The organism is Terrabacter sp. NPDC000476, assembly GCF_040300125.1.
Lineage (GTDB): Bacteria > Actinomycetota > Actinomycetes > Actinomycetales > Dermatophilaceae > Terrabacter.
Map to the genome: position 1 here is coordinate 495,102 of NZ_JBEPDF010000002.1, position 18,602 is coordinate 513,703.

The 18,602-nt window shown below is 72.2% G+C and carries 16 protein-coding genes; 2 read left to right on the forward strand and 14 right to left on the reverse strand.

All coding sequences use genetic code 11. The features are described 5' to 3' along the window. Positions 1-13: 13 nt before the first annotated feature. Genes ABT295_RS14755 through ABT295_RS14765 form a run of 3 tightly spaced genes read right to left on the reverse strand, consistent with a single transcriptional unit; the run spans position 14 to position 3,788 of the window. Positions 14-1,639, reverse strand: coding sequence for a 5-oxoprolinase subunit B/C family protein (locus ABT295_RS14755; protein WP_352395161.1), 1,626 nt, complete (start codon positions 1,637-1,639; stop codon positions 14-16). 3 nt (positions 1,640-1,642) lie between these two features. After that, positions 1,643-2,401, reverse strand: a complete 759-nt coding sequence (locus ABT295_RS14760; RefSeq protein ID WP_352395162.1) for a LamB/YcsF family protein — start codon at positions 2,399-2,401, stop codon at positions 1,643-1,645. Positions 2,402-2,420: 19 nt separating this feature from the next. Then, positions 2,421-3,788, reverse strand: a complete 1,368-nt coding sequence (locus ABT295_RS14765) for a 6-phospho-beta-glucosidase (RefSeq protein ID WP_352395163.1) — start codon at positions 3,786-3,788, stop codon at positions 2,421-2,423. A gap of 106 nt (positions 3,789-3,894) precedes the next feature. Between ABT295_RS14765 and ABT295_RS14770 the strand changes: the two genes are divergently transcribed. Then, positions 3,895-5,046, forward strand: a complete 1,152-nt coding sequence (locus ABT295_RS14770) for a carbohydrate kinase family protein (RefSeq protein WP_352395164.1) — start codon at positions 3,895-3,897, stop codon at positions 5,044-5,046. A 69-nt stretch (positions 5,047-5,115) separates the two neighbouring features. Here the strand turns inward: ABT295_RS14770 and ABT295_RS14775 are convergent, their stop codons facing one another. From ABT295_RS14775 to ABT295_RS14795, 5 genes are all read right to left on the reverse strand, one after another. Continuing rightward, positions 5,116-5,502: a hypothetical protein gene (locus ABT295_RS14775; RefSeq protein ID WP_352395165.1), complete on the reverse strand. Its 387-nt coding sequence runs from the start codon at positions 5,500-5,502 to the stop codon at positions 5,116-5,118. 8 nt (positions 5,503-5,510) lie between these two features. After that, complete coding sequence (locus ABT295_RS14780) at positions 5,511-6,374, reverse strand: hypothetical protein (protein WP_352395166.1); 864 nt, start codon at positions 6,372-6,374, stop codon at positions 5,511-5,513. An 89-nt stretch (positions 6,375-6,463) separates the two neighbouring features. After that, positions 6,464-7,315 carry a carbohydrate ABC transporter permease gene (locus tag ABT295_RS14785; RefSeq protein ID WP_352395167.1) on the reverse strand — a complete coding sequence of 284 codons (852 nt, stop codon included), beginning with the start codon at positions 7,313-7,315 and terminating at the stop codon, positions 6,464-6,466. Further along, positions 7,316-8,134 carry a carbohydrate ABC transporter permease gene (locus ABT295_RS14790; RefSeq protein WP_352395168.1) on the reverse strand — a complete coding sequence of 273 codons (819 nt, stop codon included), beginning with the start codon at positions 8,132-8,134 and terminating at the stop codon, positions 7,316-7,318. A 182-nt stretch (positions 8,135-8,316) separates the two neighbouring features. Continuing rightward, positions 8,317-9,642, reverse strand: coding sequence for an ABC transporter substrate-binding protein (locus ABT295_RS14795; RefSeq protein WP_352395169.1), 1,326 nt, complete (start codon positions 9,640-9,642; stop codon positions 8,317-8,319). 358 nt (positions 9,643-10,000) lie between these two features. On the opposite strand from ABT295_RS14795, the gene ABT295_RS14800 reads away from it, so the two are divergent. After that, on the forward strand, positions 10,001-10,204 hold the full coding sequence (locus ABT295_RS14800) for a cold-shock protein (protein WP_352395170.1): 204 nt from the start codon (positions 10,001-10,003) through the stop codon (positions 10,202-10,204). Between the two features lie 108 nt (positions 10,205-10,312). Here ABT295_RS14800 and ABT295_RS14805 read toward each other — a convergent pair whose 3' ends face one another. From ABT295_RS14805 to ABT295_RS14830, 6 genes are all read right to left on the reverse strand, one after another. After that, the gene (locus tag ABT295_RS14805; protein WP_352395171.1) at positions 10,313-11,605 is read right to left on the reverse strand and encodes a glucoamylase family protein; all 1,293 of its coding nucleotides are present in this window, start codon (positions 11,603-11,605) and stop codon (positions 10,313-10,315) included. A gap of 48 nt (positions 11,606-11,653) precedes the next feature. After that, entirely contained in the window at positions 11,654-12,700 is a 1,047-nt protein-coding gene (locus tag ABT295_RS14810; protein ID WP_352395172.1) for a LacI family DNA-binding transcriptional regulator, read from the reverse strand. 210 nt (positions 12,701-12,910) lie between these two features. After that, positions 12,911-14,764 (reverse strand): dipeptide ABC transporter ATP-binding protein, encoded by a 1,854-nt coding sequence (locus ABT295_RS14815; protein ID WP_352395173.1) that lies wholly within the window; start codon positions 14,762-14,764, stop codon positions 12,911-12,913. Then, positions 14,761-15,693, reverse strand: a complete 933-nt coding sequence (locus ABT295_RS14820; RefSeq protein WP_352395174.1) for an ABC transporter permease — start codon at positions 15,691-15,693, stop codon at positions 14,761-14,763. The genes ABT295_RS14815 and ABT295_RS14820 overlap by 4 nt, the downstream gene beginning before the upstream one ends. Then, the gene (locus ABT295_RS14825) at positions 15,690-16,679 is read right to left on the reverse strand and encodes an ABC transporter permease (RefSeq protein WP_352395175.1); all 990 of its coding nucleotides are present in this window, start codon (positions 16,677-16,679) and stop codon (positions 15,690-15,692) included. Before ABT295_RS14825 ends, ABT295_RS14820 begins: the two co-directional genes overlap by 4 nt. Before the next feature lie 61 nt (positions 16,680-16,740). Continuing rightward, entirely contained in the window at positions 16,741-18,423 is a 1,683-nt protein-coding gene (locus ABT295_RS14830) for an ABC transporter substrate-binding protein (RefSeq protein WP_352395176.1), read from the reverse strand. Positions 18,424-18,602 lie beyond the last annotated feature (179 nt).

Sequence of the window (18,602 nt, forward strand, 5' to 3'; positions counted from 1 at the left end):
GGCCCGCCCCGCGTCAGCGGACGAGACGCAGCCGCACCCGCTGGCCGGGGCGCAGCTGGGCCGCGACGGGGAGCGACGCCGGCGTGACCACGGCGACGACCGGGTAGCCGCCGGTCACCGGGTGGTCGGCGAGGAACAGCACGGGCTCCCCGCCGGGCGGCACCTGGACCGCCCCGGGGACGAGGCCCTCGCTCGGCAGCTCGCGGTCGGCATACCTACTCGTCCAGCGGATCTGCTTGCCCTCCAAGCGGATCCCGACGCGGTTGCTGCGCGACGAGACGGCGCGGGCCTCGGCCACGAGGTCGTCGAGGTCGCACCACCCCGCCCGGGGGCCGGGCAGGAGGTCGAGCACGACGTCGTCGTCGGTGAGCGCGCGGTGCGGGGCGACGTCGACGTGGGGCAGGGCACGCGGCGGGGGCCCGACCGGCAGCACGTCGCCCACCGCCGGCACGGGTGGCCCGAGACGCGCGAGGGTGTCGGTCGAGCGCGACCCGAGCACCGGGTCGACGGCGATGCCGCCACGCACCGCGAGCCAGGTGCGCAGGCCCGCGCGGGGTGCGCCGAGGGTCAGCACCTGCCCGTCGGCGAGCACCACGGGGGCGGCGTGCGGCACCGGCCGGCCGTCGACGGTGGCCGGGCACGGCGCCCCCGTCAGGGCGACGAGCAGGTGGCCCCGCGCGCGCACCGACAGGCCCCCGAGCGTCACCTCGAGCGACGCCGGGTGCGCGTCGCCCGGCCCCGAGCGGTGCCCCAGCAGTCGCAGGCCGAGCAGGTATGCCGCCGGGTCGGCCGCGCCCGACCGCCCGACGCCCGCGTCGGCGAGACCCGGGCGCCCGAGGTCCTGCACCAGCGTCAGCGGCCCGGTCGCGAGCACCTCCACACCCCGCGGCATCGCCCGGTCCGCCGTCCGCCCCGTCGAGGAGACGCGGCTGCCCGTCGCCCGGGCACCTGCCGCCTCGACGGGCGCCCTCGGGTGCGTCTCCTCGACGAAGCGGACGACGTCGCCCGGCGCGAGGAGGGCGGGCGGGTCTCGGCGCTCGTCCCAGACCGCGAGCGAGGTCGAGCCGAGCAGCTGCCACCCACCCGGAGAGTCGTGCGGGTAGATGCCCGCGAACTCGCCTGCGAGGGCGACCGACCCGGCCGGCACGCGGGGGCGCGGGTCGGCGCGCCGCGGCACCCGGAGCCGCTCGTCGCCGCCGACGAGGTAGGCGAAGCCGGGCGCGAAGCCGCCGAAGCCGACCCGCCACGTCGCACCGGTGTGGGCCCGCACGACCTCCTCGCGGGTCAGCCCGGTCAGCCGGGCGACGTCGTCGAGGTCGGGGCCGTCGTAGCGCACCGGCACCTCGACGACCCGCGCACCCGGCGGCGGCGCGTCGCCCCCATCGCCCTCGTCCGCAGGATCGGGCAGCGCCTCCGCGACCGAGAGGCACGCCCGGCCGACCTCGTCCGCGCGACCGGGCCCGCGCAGCACGACGAGCACGGTGCGGGCCCCGACGACGAGGTGGTCGACGAGCCCCCACGGGCCCGCGCCCGGCACCAGGTGCTCGGCCAGGGCCGCCCGCAGCCGCACGGCCGCGTGCGTCTCGGCCACCTCGACGAGCAGCGCGGCGGCGCCCACCGGCAGCACGCGGGCTCGCACGGGTCAGCCCGCGAAGGAGCGCAGCTCGACGCCCGAGTCCTCGAGCGCGGCGCGCACGGCGTGCGCCATCGCGACCGCCCCCGGGGTGTCGCCGTGGATGCAGACCGACTCGGCCCGCACCGCGACCGTCGAGCCGTCGACGGCCGTGACGACGCCGTCGCGCGCGAGCCGCACGACGCGGGCGGCCACCGCCTCGACGTCGTGGAGCACGGCGCCCGGCTCGGAACGCGGCACGAGCCGGCCCTCGGGCGTGTAGGCCCGGTCGGCGAACGCCTCGGGCACCGCGCGCAGCCCGGCCGCCGTCGCCCGCTCGAGCACGACGCTGCCCGGCAGGCCGAGCACCGGCAGCGACGGGTCGACGGCGACGATCGCGTCGACGACCGCCTGCGCCTGCGCCTCGTGGTGGACGATCGCGTTGTAGAGCGCGCCGTGGGGCTTGACGTAGGCGACGCGCGTGCCCGACACGAGGGCCATCGCCGAGAGCGCCCCCAGCTGGTAGATGACGTCGGCCGTCAGCTCGTCCGGGTGCATGTCGATGAACCGGCGACCGAAGCCGGCGAGGTCGCGGTAGCCCACCTGCGCGCCGACGACGACACCGCGCTCGGCGGCATACGTGCACGTCGTGCGCAGGGCGACGGGGTCACCGGCGTGGAAGCCGCACGCGACGTTCGCGCTCGTGACGACGCCGAGCACCGCCGCGTCGTCGCCGACGGTCCACGGGCCGAAGGACTCGCCGACGTCGGCGTTGAGGTCGAGGCGCATGCCCCGATCGTGCCACCCCTCAGCGCAGGGCGGCGTAGTGCTCGGGCAGCCGGCGCCGGTATGCCGCCAGCAGCTCGCGCGCGACGCCCACCGAGTCGACGAGCGGGTGCAGCGCGAAGGCCTGCACGGCGAGCGCGGCGGAGCCCTGCGTGACCGCCGCGATGACGAGCTCGTCGACGGCCTTGACCTGCTGCACGAGCCCGAGGGCGTGGCCGGGCAGCGGGCTGACCGGCAGCGGAGCCGGCCCGGACGCGTCGACGCGGCAGGGCACCTCGACGACGGCGTCGGGGGGCAGGCAGGCGACGGTGCCACCGTTGCGGACGTTGAGGATGAGCCGGGCCGGCTCGTCGCGCGCGATGGCGGCCATGAGCGCGAGGGCGACCCCCTCGTAGCCGCCGCCCTCGACGTCGGCCTCCGCGCGCTCGTGCGTCCCGTCGTCGCCCTCGCGGGTCTCCTGCATGTAGGTCGCGTTGCGCTCGCGCCGCACGGCGTCCCACCGCTGCCACGCGGCGCCGGGGTCGGCCGCCACGGCGGCGTAGAAGTCGGCCTGCTGCCCGGCGAGGAACTCGCCGCGGGTCTCGTGGGCGCCGCTGATCTGCGCGATGGCCTCGCGCGTGCAGTAGTAGTAGAAGAGGTACTCGTTCGGCAGCGCCCCGAGCGAGCGCAGCCAGTCGGTGCCGAAGAGCTGGCCCTCCTCGATGCCGCCGAGGGCCGCGTCGTCGGCGAGCAGGCCCGGCAGCAGGTCGCGCCCGTCGTGGCGCAGCGCGGTGAGCCAGCCGAGGTGGTTGAGTCCGGCGTAGTCGATCTCGAGGTCGTCGAGCGGGTGGCCGAGCGCGCCGGCCGCCCGCGTGGCGAGCCCGAGGGGCGAGTCGCAGATGCCGACGACACGGTCGCCGAGCACCGTCTGCATGGCCTGCGTCACGAGGCCGGCCGGGTTGGTGAAGTTGATGACCCACGCGTCGGGGGCGAGGCGCTGCACGCGGCGGGCGACGTCGAGGGCGACCGGCACGGTGCGCAGGCCGTAGCCGACGCCGCCGGGACCGGTCGTCTCCTGGCCGAGCAGGCCGAGGTCGAGGGCGATCCGCTCGTCGGCGGTGCGACCCTCGAGCCCCCCGACCCGCATCGCGGAGAAGACGAAGTCGGCACCGGGCAGCGCGGCGTCGAGGTCGGTGGTCGCGGTGACGGTCGGCGGTGGGAGGTGCGCGGGACGGGACGCCGCCCCGGCCTCCGCCTGGGCCGCGAGGACCTGCTGCACGACGGCGAGCCGCGTCGGGTCGGTGTCGTGCAGCACGACCTCGGTGACCCGGCGCTCGGCCGTGTCACGCAGGAGCGCGCCGTGCACGAGCGGCACGCGGAAGCCACCACCGCCGAGGACCACGAGCTTCATGACGCCACCACCCTCGGACCGTACCGCGACCACGGCGGCGCACCCGGCATACGGGCTCGGTGGCAAATGGCGGGAGTCGCGCGGGCGGGTGCGAGAGCATGGGGGTGTGCCCGGCAACCTGTCGTTCGACCCGCTCGCGTCGCACCGCACCGACGACGAGCCGGGCCTCGACGTGTTCGTGTGGGGCACCGTCTTCCTCGACATGATCTTCGCGGGCCTGCCGAACGCTCCGCGACCGGGCACCGAGGTGTGGGCCGACGGGCTCGCCTCGTGCCCCGGCGGCATCGCCAACCTCGCGGTCGCGACCCGCCGCCTCGGGCTGCGCACCGGGCTCGCGGCCGCCTTCAGCGACGACGACTACGGCGACTTCTGCTGGCGCACCCTCGAGCAGCAGGAGGGCATCGACCTGCGCCGCAGCCGGCGCTTCCCCGACTGGCACAGCCCCGTCACGGTGTCGATGTCGGTCGACCGCGACCGCAGCATGGTCTCGCACGGCCACCCGGCGCCGGTGCCGGCGAGCGAGCTCATCGGCACGCCGCCCCGCTCGCGCGCGGTGATGGTCGACCTCGGCGAGGACGAGGCGTTCGGGGCACCCGGCGGCCCCGGCGGCACGGGCGGGGCCGGCACCCGCACGTGGGTCGACGAGGCCCGCGCCCGGGGCGCCCTCGTCTTCGCCGACGTCGGCTGGGACCCCGAGGAGAAGTGGTCGCCGCACGTGCTCGACCGGCTCGACCGCTGCGACGTGTTCATGCCGAACGCCGTCGAGGCGATGGCCTACACCGGCACCGGTTCGCCGGTCGAGGCCGTCTACGCCCTCGCCGACCGGGTGCCCGTCGCGATCGTCACCGACGGCGCCGACGGCGCGCTCGGCATCGACGCCCGCACCGGCGAGGAGGCCCGCGTGCCGTCGCTGCGCGTCTCGGCCGTCGACCCGACGGGCGCCGGTGACGTCTTCGGCGCGGCGCTGCTCGTCGGCACGCTCGCGGAGTGGCCGCTCGAGCAGCGGATGACCTTCGCCAGCCTTTGCGCCGGGCTCGCCCTGCAGCAGTACGGCGGGTCGCTCGCGGCCCCGGGCTGGGGCGACCTCGCCGACTGGTGGACCGCGCTCGTCTCCGACACGAGCGCCGACGCGTACCACCGCTCGCTGCGGCGCCGCTTCGCCTTCCTCGACGACATCGTGCCGCGCGTGCCCGTCGAGGCGTGCCGGCGCGCGACCGCGACGATCGCCCGGCGGGCCGACGTCCAGCCGGCCGGCTGAGACCGCCGGTCAGCCCTTCGGGCGCCCAGCCGGGAGCCCAGCCGGGAGCTCAGCCGGGAGCTCAGCCGGTCAGCCCTTGGGGCAGCCGCCCTTGCCGACCTCGGCGAGCTGCGTGACGAGCGCCGGCGAGACGACGAGCGAGTCGTGCCACGACTTCCACTCGAGGTGCTCCACGCCGGCGGCCTTGAGCCGCTTCTCGAGGTCGGCGTCGATGTCGGCCTCCTTGGGGAAGCTCACGGTGGCGACGGCGCACTGCCGCTCGAACTCGACCTGGGCGATCTCGCGGGTGCGGGCGTCGGCCGGCACGTCGGCGCGCACGGTGCTCGTGCTGCTCGGTGCCGCACCGGCGTCGGCGTCGGCGCCACCGGTGGCGGAGCCGCACCCGCCGAGCGCGCCGGCCGCGAGGATCACACCGAGCACGGCGGAGGTGGACGTGGTGGTGGAGGGAAGTCGCACGGTGGTCCTCAGGAGGCGGTGAGCGTCAGGCTCGTGGTGCGGGTCTGCGGCGAGGCCGCGGTGTAGCTGACGGTGACGGGGATCTTGTAGGTGCCCGGCTTGAGGTCGGTCGCGATGAAGCGCACCCCGGCGTAGTCGGAACTGCCGCCGACGAGCGTCGTGTCGCCGTTGAGGCCGGTCGAGGAGCGGTCGCCGGGGTAGGCGACCTCGAGCCCGGCGGGCAGGTCACCGAGGCGCACGGTGAAGCGCGCGAGGTCGGTCGGGCCGCCGGCGAAGGCGATCTTCTGGAAGCCGTTGCTGCCGGCCTTGATGCCGAGCGAGGTCGACTGCTGCGTGAAGTCGGCCCCGGTCGCGGCCTGCACCGGCACCGTGACGGTGGCCGAGGTCGAGTAGGTCTTGCGGTTGTTGCCCTTGCCGTTCTCGTCGCTGTTGCCGGCGCCCACCGTGTAGGTCGACGTCAGCACGACCTTGAAGCTGCCGGTCTGCGTGTAGGGCACCTTGAGCTTGAAGGCCGTGAAGTCCTTCGTCTCGCCGACGAGGGTGCTGGAGCCGTAGAGCGAGGTGTCCGAGCCGCCCCGCGTCGTCGGGTAGGTCACGGTGACGCCCGGAGGGGCCGTGACGGTCGTCGACCAGTCGCGCACCGTGTTCTCGCTCGTCCACACGACCGAGAGCCAGCCGGACTGGCCCGGCGAGAGCGCGGCCGTCGTCGACGTCACGGCGCGCACCTCGCTCTTGTCGGCGTCCGCCGGCGCGAAGGCGAGCGCGGGCGCGGCGGACAGGACGAGCCCGGCCGCGAGCAGGGCGGCGACGCCGGTGGTCGTGACGCCGGTGGACGGGGCGACGCCGCGGCGGCGGCGCAGGAGAGCGGGCATGGTGGACCTCGATACTGGGGGGGATGCGTGGTTCGTCCCCTTTGTCGTCATCGTACGGGCCGCCCGCCCCCGCGTCCCGCGATCCGGGTTCAGTCGCCGGCGATGCCGGTGCGCTCGACGCCCTCGACGATCCAGCGCTGGAGGAAGAGGAACATCAGCAGCAGCGGCACGATCGCGACGAGGGCCGCCATGAAGAGCTGGCTCACCTGCACCGACTGCGCCGTGAGGAAGGTCGACAGCGCGATCTGCACCGTCCACGCCTCCTGGTCGCGGCCGATGACGAGCGGCCAGAGGAAGGCGTTCCACGACCCGATGAAGGTGATCGTGCCGATGGCGGCGACGAAGCCCATCGAGTTGGGCACGACGATCCGCCAGAAGGTGCCCCAGTAGCCGAGGCCGTCGATGAACGCCGCCTCTTCGATCTCCTTGGGGAAGCCGAGGAAGAACTGCCGGAAGAGGAACGTCGCGAGCGCCTGGAAGAGCCCGGGGATGATGAGGCCCCGCAGCGTCGAGATCCAGCCGAGCGACGAGACGAGCACGAAGCTCGGCACGAACGTCACGGCCGCCGGGATGAGCAGCGTCGCGGTGATCGTGTAGAACACGGCGTTCGACCATCGGTACGGGATGCGCGCCAGCCCGTAGCCGGCGAGGCCCGAGATGATGAGCACCCCGACCGTCTGGGTGACGGCGATGAGCCCCGAGTTGAGCAGGCTGCGGGCCATCGGGATGGCCGGGTTGTCGAAGAGCCCGGTGAGGTTGCTCGTCTCCCACACCGGCGGCAGCCAGTGGAAGTCGGGGCTGCCGAGGTCCTGCTCGCGCATGAAGGCGCTGCGCAGCAGGAGGTAGAACGGGATGAGGAAGAGCAGCGCCGCCACGACGAGGGCGCTGTAGCGGGCCAGCCCGACGAGGCGGGACTGCTTGCGGCTGCGGACGATGGCCATCTAGTCGCCCCTGTCGCCGAGTCGGAGGAGCCGGCCCTGCACCACCGCGACGATCGCGATGATGAGGGTGAGGATGACGGCGCCGGCCGAGCCGTGCCCGAAGTCCTGCCCCGAGCCGAGCGCCGTGTAGTAGAGGTAGACGAGCGGGGGCCGGGCGTACGGTGGGTAGGTGCCGAACGTCGCGAGGATGTTGTAGAACTCGTCGAAGGCCTGGAAGGCGTTGATGAGCAGGAGCAGCAGCACCGCCGTCGACGTCGCCCGCAGCTGCGGCAGGGTGATGTGGCGGAAGACCTTCCACCCCTCGGCGCCGTCGATGGCGGCCGCCTCGTAGAGCGTCGGGCTGATCCGCTGGATGCCGGCGAGGAAGAGGATCATGTAGAAGCCGATCTGCAGCCAGAGACGCGCCGTGACGATGACGAGCCAGTACCACGGCGGGTCGGCGAGGCTGAGCCACGGGATCGAGTCGATGCCGAACCAGCCGAGCACGGCGTTGGCGAGCCCGGAGCGGATGCCGCTGAAGATCGACATCTTCCAGATCAGCGCCGCCACGACGTAGGAGCACGCCGTCGGCAGGAAGAAGACCGAGCGGAAGAACGCCTGCATGACCCGGGTGCGCGCGACGAGCAGCGCCGCGGCGAGGGAGAGCGCGAAGGTCGTCGGCACGATGAAGACGGCGAAGGCGAGGAAGGTGACCAGGCTGCTGCGGAAGGCCGGGTCGCCGAGCATGTCGAGGTAGTTGCCGAGGCCGACGAAGGTCGTCGGCGTCACCGTGTTGTACGACTCGAAGAACGAGAGGTAGATCGACCACGCGATCGGCACGTAGACGAAGACGACGAGCCCGATGACGAACGGCCCGACGAAGACCCAGAACCACAGGTTGCGGTCCTGGCGCCCGCGCAGGCGCCGGCCGAGCGACGGCCTCGGTGGTGGAGGCGGCGTCGCCCGGTCGGCTGCCGTCCGCTGCGCGGAGGGGTCGTATGCCGTCGGGTCGGCCTGCGCTGTCAGGCGAGGACCCGCTTCAGCTCGGCGTCGACGACCGTCTTGACCTTGGCGATCTCACCGGCGGGGTCGGCGCCCTCCTTGACGATGCGGCTCATCGCGTCGCCGAAGGCGGTCGCGCACTTGGGCGTCCAGAGGATCGGGCTCTGGGCGTGGCCGACATCGGTGGCGAGCTTGGCCGCCTCCGCCGCCTGGCCGTCCTTGAGCGTCGACGCCTGGCTGATGAGGCTCGTGCGCGAGGGGATGTGGAAGCCGTAGGCCGTGGCGAAGTCGAGCTGGTCGGCGGTCTGGTCGATCCAGAGCCACTTCGCGAACTTCTTGGCGGCCTCGACGTCCTTGCTCTTGGCGCTGACGCACGAGCCGTAGGCGCCGACCGGAACCGAGGGCTTGCCGCTGCCGTCGAGGGCGGGCCAGGCCATGACGCCGAAGTCGTCGCCGAGGCCCTTCTTGATGTCGGGGAAGGTCCAGAGGCCGGTGAACTGCATGGCGGTCAGGCCCGCCGTCAGCGCCGACGCGTCGAACCAGTCCTTGGGCGCGCCGAGGAGCAGCACCTTGGCGTCCCACATCTCGCGCAGCTTGCCGAGCGCCGTCGCGGCGCGCGGGTCGTCGAAGCCGAACTGGTTGTCCTTCGTCAGGTAGTCGAGCCCGGCCGACCACAGCATCGAGCCGCCCATCAGACCCGCGCCGCCGTCGTTGCCGAGGAAGAGGCCCTTGACGTTGCCCTGGGTCAGCTTCTTCGCGGCGTCGATGAGCTCGTCGATCGTCTGCGGCGGCGTGACGCCGGCCTTGTCGAGCATCGACTTGCGGTAGACGAGCAGCTGCATGTCGACGACCTGCGGGATGGCGTACGTCTTGCCGTCGTAGGTCATCCGCTCGAGGATGCTCGGGTTGAAGTCGCTCTTCGTGTCGCCGATGAGGTCGGTGAGGTCGACGACCTGGCCGCCCTTGATCATGTCGATCGTCGGGCCGTTGCCGTACTCGAAGACGTCGGGCCCGGCGTCCGTGAGGAGCGAGGCGGCCGTCGACTGGTCGTAGTCGCCGGGCTTCCAGCTCACCTTGACGGTCGCGTCCTTGTACGCGGCGGCGTACTTCTCGACGGCCTGCTGCGTGCCGGCCTCGCCGTACTGGTGGTACCACTGGTTGATCGTGGCGCCGCTGCCGCCGCCGCTCGCGCCGCCCGAGGCGGCGGGCTCGCGGCCCGTGTTGCTGCCGCACGCGGCGAGCGCGCCCGTGACGGCGGCCGCGCCGCCGAGGGCGAAGAGGGAGCGACGGGTCATCCCGGTCCCGAGGCCCTGGCCGAGGTGACGGCCGATCTGCTTGTCAGACATAGGTTTCCCCGCGTCCTTCCTGCCCGTGTGCCGGGCACCGTTCACGACGGCGGGCCTTCGGCCAGTCTGCTCGACCCGCGCCCACGCTGTGATCGTATGCCTGCGGGCCCGGCGCGTGCGGCAGGCACCACCCCGGGATCCCGCGTCGCGCGACCGTCCGACCAGAGAACAATCACGAGATCGAACGGGCCTCGGGGCGCTCTGGCTGGTACCGTCGTCGCGTTGCCGTCCCGAGCCCGCACACGCGGGCCCGGCTCGACGGATGCGGCGGGTGAGAGTTCGCGCGTCGCCTCCCTCGAGAGTCGGCGGCAGGTGGTCTCCACACGGGAGACCTCGTTAACCAGAAGAGGCAACACCAGTGGCAACAGGCACCGTCAAGTGGTTCAACAGCGAAAAGGGCTTCGGCTTCATCGAGCAGGACGGTGGCGGCGCTGACGTCTTCGTGCACTACTCGGCCATCGACAGCAGCGGCTACCGCGAGCTGCAGGAGGGCCAGAAGGTCGAGTTCGACGTCACGCAGGGCCCCAAGGGCCCGCAGGCCGAGAAGGTCCGCGGCATCTGATCGTCGGACAGCACCTGGCCTGACCCAGGTTCTTCAGGATCCCCCGGCCGCTCGCGGCCGGGGGATCCGTGCGTCCGGGCCCGTTTCGCAGGCACGGCGCGGGGACGGTCAGCCGAGCGGCATCCGGCGGGCGGCGACGACGGGCCGCAGCACGGCCTCGACCTGCTCGGTCGCGAACCACCGGCGCAGGCAGTCGTCGGCGAGCACGTCGGCGAGGGCGCCGAGCACCATCGACTGGTCGAGCGAGAGGTGCCGGCCGGCCGTGCGGCCCGTGCGCACGTCGACCGCGTCGACGAAGCCTCCGGGGCCGTAGGCGCCCAGGTCGCGCTCGAGGCGCACGAGGTTCTCGGCGGCCTCCTCGGGCTCGACGAGCAGGGCCATCGCCGAGGCGTGCGGCGTCACGACGACCTCACCGCCCTGCTCGCTCGGGTAGCCCTCGTCCAGCCAGGCGATCGGCGGCACGCCGAAGACGCCGTAGCCCTCGCCGGGGCGGGCGCACGGGCTGAAGCCCCAGTAGCCGTAGCCCTGCTCGTCGAGCGCGTACTCCCGCTGCAGCGCCACGGTGCGGGCCTCGTTGACGCCCCACGTCGTGGGCGCCCAGCGCGCCTCCGGCACGAAGATCGTGGGCATCAGCGCCTCGAACATCGACCCGCCGAAGGTCGGCACGACGTCGCGCCCGCGGAAGTGGCGGAGCGGGGCGTCGAGCGCCGCGTAGTGCTCGGTGGGGATCTGGCCGTGGGCCATGCCGACGTAGCTCGCGATGCGCGGCTCGGAGTCGAGCAGGTCGTAGTGGTGCACGGTGTGGAGCACCTCGGCGTGCCCGGCCACGAACGAGGCGCGGCGCGTGGGCTGCCCGGGGTCCTCGACCCAGAAGCCGCCCGTCAGCCGGCCACCGACGCCCTCCGGCCCGGCCCCGGCGTCGTGGAAGACCCCGAAGTGCATCCGGTCGAGCACGAGGTGGGCCGCGTCTCGCACCCGCGGCTCGGCGGCGGCCGCGACCATGAGACCGGCCGCGAGCCAGCCGTTGTCGACGCTCGAGAGGAACGGGTGGATCGGGTCGCCCCCACCGGGCATGCGGTGGAGCAGGGCCCCGGTGCGGTCGTCGTACCAGTTGAAGAACATGCCCGACTCGTCGTGGACCTCCATCCGCGCGAGCGTGCCGAGCAGGCGGGCCATCCGGTCGGTCGCCTCGTCGGGGCCGAGGAGCCCGAGGTCGCGGGCGGCGACCGTGCACCAGAGCAGTCCGCCGATGTTCGTCGGCGAGGTGTAGCCGCTGCGGGTGGCGGGGTCGAGGTCGACGGCGATGGCGTCGGTCGGCAGCCCCGAGTCGGGGTCGGTCATGGCCTCGAAGGAGCGCCACGTGTCGGCGGCCCAGCGGAGCAGGAGGGAGCGGTCGGGCATACGGGGTCCTCGGGATTCCTCGGGGTGTGGTCGGGCAGGGGCCGCGCGTCAGGCGCCGGCGACGGTGGCCTGGTCCCAGTCGCAGCCGCACGAGCCGCGCACGACCATGCGGGTCGGCAGCACCTGGGGGTGCACGTCGAAGCGGCGGCCGCCGATGCGCTCGTGGAGGCGGATCGCCGCCCACCGGCCGAGCTCGCGCATCGGCTGCTGCACGGTCGTCAGGCCGGGCGCGAGGTAGCGCGAGGTCATGATGTCGTCGAAGCCGACGACCGCGACGTCGTCGGGCACGCGCCGGCCGTCGCGGCCAAGCAGCACCATCGTGGCGAGCGCGAGCTCGTCGTTGGCGCAGACGAGCCCGTCGATCTCGACGCCGTCGGCGGCGGCCGCGCGCAGGGCCTCGATGACCTGCCGGCCCGAGCGCTCCTCGAACTCGACCCGGATCGGCGGCGCCACCTCGGCGCCGCGACGCCGGCTCAGCGCGTGCTGGAAGCCGCGGTAGCGCTCGGAGATGTCGTGCGACGCGGCGGTGTCGCCGACGAAGACGAGCCGGGTGCGGCCGTGCTCGAGCAGGTGCCGGGTCAGCTCGGCCGAGCTGATGAAGTTCTCCACCTGCACTGAGTCGCAGCCCTCGATGGCGTCGCGCGCGACGAGCACCGTCGGGGTGGAGCGGACGATCTGGCGCACCATGGCGTCGCTCACCGTGTCGTTGGCGATGACGATGCCGTCGACGCGGCCGAGGATCTTGCGCACCGCGGCCTCGGCGTCCTTGGAGGCGTCGCAGACGACCACGACGACCGACTGGCCCTCGCGCGCCGCGGTCGACTCGAAGCCCGAGAGCAGCTCGGAGTAGTACGGCCCGCGCAGCCCCGGCAGGACGAGCCCGTGCGTCTGGTGCGAGGGCACGTCGACGGTGCGACCGCCGCGCAGGGGCACGTACTCGAGGTCCTCCACGGCGCGCAGCACCCGCTGGCGGGTCATCGCCGACGCCGGCGTCGAGCCGCTCAGCACGCGCGACACCGTGGCGATGGACACCCCGGCGCGCTCGGCCACGGTGTAGATCGTGACCGGCCGTGCGTCGTCGTGCTCCGTGGGCACCCAGCCTCCCTCTTCCGGGGACAACTGTGCACGGAGCGGCCACGGTTCACAAGCGTGCCCGGGGCCGTGTCCGGGCCCGTGTCCGCGCCCGTGTCCGCGCCCGTGTCCGCGCCCGTGTCCGCGCCCGTGTCCGCGCCCTCCCGGCGCGCGGCGTGGGGGCTCCGGTGCTCCCTCTCGGAGCCCCACGCCGCGCCGTCCGTGGGGGGCGCGTCAGAACGGGTTGGGGATCGCATCGATGAGCGTGCGCGTGTAGTCGTCCTTCGGGTCGCGGATGACCTGGAGCGTCTCGCCCTGCTCGACGACGCGGCCGTCGTTGAGCACGATGACCTCGTCGGCGAGCATTCGCGCGCTCAGCAGGTCGTGCGTGATGTAGAGGATGCCGACGTCCTTGGTCTGCACGAGGTCGTTGAGCAGCTCGAGGATCTCCGCCCGGATCGACACGTCGAGGCTGCTGATCGGCTCGTCGGCGACGATGAGCTGCGGGTCGACGGCGAGCGCCTTGGCGATGATGACGCGCTGGCGCTGGCCACCCGAGAGCTCGTAGCCGTAGCGGTTGACGAAGCGGTCGGACGGCGTCAGCGCGACGATCTCGAGCAGCTCGTTCACCCGCTCGCGCAGGGCGTCGCCCTTGAGGCCGTGGTAGTTCGCGAGCGGCCGGGCGAGGATGTAGCCGATGCGCTTGGCCGGGTTGATCGAGCTGTACGGGTCCTGGAAGACCATCTGCACGTCGCTGCGGTAGTCGCGCAGCGCCCGGCCGCGGAAGCCGGCCACCTCGCGCTCGCCGTCCGCGCCGTGGAAGACGATGCGCCCGCTCGTCGGCCGGTCGACACCGGTGATCATCCGCGCCAGGGTCGACTTCCCGCTGCCGCTCTGCCCGACGAGCGCCGTCACCTCGCCCTTGCGCAGCACGAAGCTCGCGTCGGTCACGGCCTCGGTGCGGGTGACGGTGAGGCCCCGGCGGCGGCTGAAGACCTTGGTGACGTCCTCGACCGAGAGCACGACGTCGCCGCGCAGCGCCCTGGCCGACGACTCGGCCGTCTTGACGAACTGGGGCCCCTCGAAGGTGCGGGTGGGGGCGCCGTGCTCACCGGTGCCGCCCTCCTCGCGCTGCAGCTGCGCGACGTGACAGGCCGCCTCGCCCGCGCCGAGCGGCACGAGCGGCGGGTCGACCTCGGTGCACCGGGCGATCCGCTCGGGGCAGCGTGGCGCGAACGGGCAGCCGACGATGGGCAGGCTGAGGTCCGGCGGACGCCCCGGCACGTAGGTGATCCGCACGGTCTCGGCGCGGGGGTCGCCGTAGGAGCCGAGCAGGCCCCTGGAGTAGGGGTGCAGGGGCTCCTTCAGCAGGGCCGCCGCGGGCTGCTCCTCGACGATCCGGCCGGCATACATGACGAGGATGCGGTCGGAGAGGTCGAGCACGGTGCCGATGTCGTGGCTGATGAAGAGCACGGCGAAGCCCTGATCGGCCTGCAGCCGCCGCACGTTCTCGAGGATCGAGTGCTGCACGACGACGTCGAGCCCGGTCGTCGGCTCGTCGAGGAGCACGAACTTCGGCTCGAGCGCGAGGGCCAGGGCGAGGTTGACGCGCTGGCGCATGCCGCCCGAGAGCTCGTGCGGGTAGGCGCCGATGAACTTTTGGTCGATGATGACCATGTCGAAGAGCTCACGGATCCGCTGCGTGACGGCCTCGCCGCGCAGCTGGGAGTGCTGCTCGATGACGTCGCGGAACTGCGCCTCGACGCGCACGACCGGGTTGAGCGAGTTCATGCTGCTCTGGAAGACCGTCGAGATGTCGCGCCAGCGCAGGCTGCGCAGATCGTCCTCCGGCAGGTGCGTGATGTCGGTGCCGTCGAAGGTGATGCTGCCGCCGCTGATCCGGCCCGGCCGCTGGAGCAGCCGGAGCAGGGCGGTGCCGAGCGTCGTCTTGCCCGAGCCGGACTCACCGATCAGCCCGACGAACTCGCCGGGCTCGATCGAGAAGCTGACGTCCTGCACCGCGTCGAGCGCGCGGTGCGAGCGGGGTTCGTAGCGGACCGACAGGTCCTTGACCTCGAGCAGGCTCATGCGTCCTCCCTCAGGTGGGGGTTGCTCAGCAGGTCGACGCCGAAGTTGATGAACGACATGCCGGTGATGAGGATGGCGAGGACGAGGCCGGGCACGAAGACCCACAGCCACAGTCCCTGGGTGATCGCGCCCTGGGCGTTGGCCTGGTAGAGCATCGTGCCCCACGAGACGCTCTGGGTGTCGCCGAGGCCGAGCACCGCGAGGCCCGCCTCGGCGCCGATCGCACCGGTCGCCGCGCCGACGAAGGCCGCCGCGACGAGCGAGCTCATGTTCGGCATGATCTCGCGGAAGACGATGCGCATCGTGCCCTCGCCGGAGAACTTCGCGGCGGTGACGAAGTCGCGGTTGCGCAGCGTGATGATCTGCGCGCGCTTGGCGCGGGCGCCGCCCGCCCACGACGTGATCGCGATGACGAAGACGATGAGCCAGACGCCGCGCACCTCGGAGTAGGCGACGAGCGTGATGATGAGCGGCAGGGCCGGGATGACGAGCGCCACGTTCGTGACGAACGAGAGGATGTCGTCGACGATCGTGCCCTCGGCGTAGCCGGAGATCATGCCGATGACGAGGGAGATCACCGTCGCGAGCAGGCCACCGAAGAGCCCGACCAGCAACGAGATCCGCGTGCCGTAGATGAGCTGTGAGGCGATGTCGCGGCCGTCGGTGGTCGTGCCGAGCCAGTTCTCGGCGCTCGCCCCGGCGAGCGGGGTGAAGGTCGAGTCGAGCGGGTCGTGCGGAGCGATGAGCGGCGCGAAGACCGCGACGAGGACGTAGAGCGCGACGATGACGACGCCGACGCGCGCCTTCCTGCTGCTCCAGACGACCTCCCACCAGCGGTCGGGACGCTCGACGTCGGGCACGTGCTCGACGCTGAGGGCCTGGGTCGGATCGCCTTGGGCCATCACGTCGTTCGCGGGTGTCGTGGTCATGACTGCGCCCTCCTCGCGCGCGGGTCGAGCACTCCGTAGAGCAGGTCGGCGACGAGGTTGGCGACGAGCACCCCGACGGTCGTGAGCAGCATGAGGGTCTGGAGCAGGGGGTAGTCCTTGTTCTCGACGGCCTCACCCATGAGGCGACCGAGCCCCGGGAAGTCGAAGGCCTGCTCGACGAGGATCGCCCCGCCGAGCACCCCGCCGAGGGCGAGGGCGAAGCCGGTGACGCTGGGCAGCAAGGCGTTCCGCGCGGCGTACTTGAGCGCCACGACCCGGTCGGGCAGGCCCTTGGCCTTGGCCAGCCGGATGTAGTCCTCGCCGAGGTTCATGATCATCGTGTTGCGCATGCCGAGGATCCAGCCGATCGGCGTGACGACGAGCAGCGCGAGCGCGGGCAGGAAGGAGTGCGAGACCGCCTCCTGGATGAACGGGAAGTTGAAGCCCGGCGTGGACTCCTCGTAGCCGCCCGAGGTCGGGAACCAGCCGAGGCTGTAGCCGAAGACGTAGAGCAGCAGCAGCGCGATCCAGAAGGGCTGCAGCGTGCCGAGGAACGTCGAGCCCAGCGTCACGAAGGAGTCGAGGCGCGAGTTGCGCCGCCACGCGGCATACGCCCCGAGCACGATGCCGACGGCGAAGGAGATCACCTGCGTCACCGTGACGAGGATGACCGTCCACCAGAACGCCTGGCCGATGACCTCGGTCACCTTGAAGGGGTAGTAGCTGTACGACAGGCCGAAGTTGCCGCGCACGAGCTCGCCCAGGTACGTGCCGTACTGCGAGAGCAGCGAGCCGTCGGGCGCGCCGAGCATGGCGCGCATGGCCTGCACCTGCGCCGGGTCGAGCTGCGCGTCCTTGCCGGCCAGCTTCTTGACCATGATCTCGGCGGGGTCGCCGGGCTGCAGGCGCGGGATGAGGAAGTTGAGCGTCACCACGGCCCACAGGGTCGCGGCGAAGAAGCCGAACTTCCGGGCGAAGTACGTCATGCCGTCCTCCTCCTCACGGACGGGACGGGCCCGTGGGCCCGACCCGTCCGGTCGCGGGTCGTCACTTCGGCGCGGTGAGGTGCGTCAGGACGAGCAGGCGGTCGTCCGACGGGTTGGCGTAGGCGTCCTGCTCGCTCGGCCAGCCGACGGCCTTGTCGGTGCGGTAGAGGATGCGGGCCGGGGCGTAGATGAGCGGGGTGACCGGGAACTGCGTCATCATCGTGTCGACGAGCTCACCGAGGTACTTCTTCTGGTTCGGCTCGTCGGTCGACTGCGAGAGGTTCGTGACGGCCTCGTCGACGGCCGGGTCGCTGAACCGCCCGACGTTCGGCAGGATCTCGGCCGGCTTGGGGAACTGCTTGCTCGAGAGCTTGGCGCCGATGTTCTTCGCCAGCTCGCAACCCCCGTGGAGGTACTCGAGCATGAGCTGGAACTCACCACTCTTCTTCTGGCCGTCGACCGAGTCGGGCGCCGAGGCGGTCACCTTCGTGTCGACGCCGGCGGCGTTCATGCCCTGGGCGACGACGTCGGCGATGGCCTGGTAGTCGATGAAGCCGGCCTGCACCGAGAAGTTCACGGCGAGCGGGGAGCCGTCGGGGTTGGTGCGCTTGCCGTCGGCGCCCTTCTTGTAGCCGGCGGCGTCGAGCAGCTCGTTCGCCTTGGCGACGTCGAAGGGGATGACCGTGTCCTTGCCGGCGTACTTCTCCGGCAGCAGGTTGTCCATCGACGGCAGCTTGAGGCCGGTCTGGCTCGCCGGCTTCATGATGCCGTAGGTGGCCTTCGTCGACATGCCCTCCTTGTCCATCGCGTAGCTGATCGCCTCGCGGAACTTCGGGTCGTTGAAGGGCGCCTTCTGGTCGTTGCCGGTGAGCACCGTGGAGCCGTTGGGGGCGTAGTAGAAGTGGTTGTTCTTCGGGTCCGCCTCGACGAAGGTCTTCTCCGGGTTGGGCACCTCGCCCCAGTAGGCGTCGAGCTGGCCGGCGCGCAGCTTGAGGGCGGCCTGCGAGGCGTCGTAGTTGCCCTCGAGGACGAGCTTGTTCACCTTGATCTTGTCGGCCTGCCAGTAGTCAGCGCGGCGCTCGAGCACGAGGCGGCGGCCGTTGTAGCTGCCGACCTTGAAGGGGCCGGTGAAGACCGGGGTCTTGTCGACGTACTTCGACGGGTCGCCCACCGTGGAGTAGTAGTGCTCCGGGAGGATCTTCGTGCTGATGATGCCGTCGTACTTCGGCGCGGCGTTGCCGGTGAACTCGAAGACGACCTGATTGCCCTGGGCCGTCACCGACTTCGCGGGGGCACCGAAGGTGTCGTTCCAGACGCCGGCCTTGTCGACGGCCGGGTACTGCTTGCCGAGGTTGAAGGTGAAGGCGACGTCCTTCGCCGTGAAGGGCTTCCCGTCGCTCCACTTGACGCCGTCACGGATGTCGAGCGTCAGCTTCGTCGCACCGTCCCACGTCGACTTCGTGGCGAGCCACGGCGTCTCCTCGCAGGTGAGGTTGTTGCGCACGATGAGCGGCTCGTAGAGCCAGTTCGACGTCAGCGGCTTCGGCGAGTTGGGGTTGTAGTTGACGAGGCCACCGACCGTGGCGTCGGCCTCGGCGGGGAACGTCAGCTGGGCGATCATGCCCCCGCCTCCGCCGTTGGCCTCGTTCTGCTTCTGTGCGGCGCTGCCGGCGCAGCCAGTCAGGGCGAGCGCGGCGGTCAGGCCGGTCACGAGCAGGGTGGGTTTCGTGCGAGTCAGCGTCATTGCAGAGCTCCGTCGGTTCCGATGTCGGGGGCGGGATTTTTGCCAGAGTAGGTGGGCTCGATCGCCTGCTGTCAACGCTCTGGACGCATGTAACTACTTTCATGGGGTCGCTCGTGCGTGCTCCGACTTTCATTTGTTTTCAAGCCGATTCACCCTGTCGTCGAATGCGGTCACCTTGG

Bases quoted from the DNA above. Each gene is read 5' to 3' on its own strand.
- ABT295_RS14825 (WP_352395175.1), bottom strand. From the start codon at position 16,679: ATGACGTACTTCGCCCGGAAGTTCGGCTTCTTCGCCGCGACCCTGTGG.
- ABT295_RS14785 (WP_352395167.1), bottom strand. From the start codon at position 7,315: ATGGCCATCGTCCGCAGCCGCAAGCAGTCCCGCCTCGTCGGGCTGGCC.
- ABT295_RS14820 (WP_352395174.1), bottom strand. From the start codon at position 15,693: ATGACCACGACACCCGCGAACGACGTGATGGCCCAAGGCGATCCGACC.
- ABT295_RS14815 (WP_352395173.1), bottom strand. From the start codon at position 14,764: ATGAGCCTGCTCGAGGTCAAGGACCTGTCGGTCCGCTACGAACCCCGC.
- ABT295_RS14830 (WP_352395176.1), bottom strand. From the start codon at position 18,423: ATGACGCTGACTCGCACGAAACCCACCCTGCTCGTGACCGGCCTGACC.
- ABT295_RS14805 (WP_352395171.1), bottom strand. From the start codon at position 11,605: ATGCCCGACCGCTCCCTCCTGCTCCGCTGGGCCGCCGACACGTGGCGC.
- ABT295_RS14795 (WP_352395169.1), bottom strand. From the start codon at position 9,642: ATGTCTGACAAGCAGATCGGCCGTCACCTCGGCCAGGGCCTCGGGACC.
- ABT295_RS14780 (WP_352395166.1), bottom strand. From the start codon at position 6,374: ATGCCCGCTCTCCTGCGCCGCCGCCGCGGCGTCGCCCCGTCCACCGGC.
- ABT295_RS14760 (WP_352395162.1), bottom strand. From the start codon at position 2,401: ATGCGCCTCGACCTCAACGCCGACGTCGGCGAGTCCTTCGGCCCGTGG.
- ABT295_RS14765 (WP_352395163.1), bottom strand. From the start codon at position 3,788: ATGAAGCTCGTGGTCCTCGGCGGTGGTGGCTTCCGCGTGCCGCTCGTG.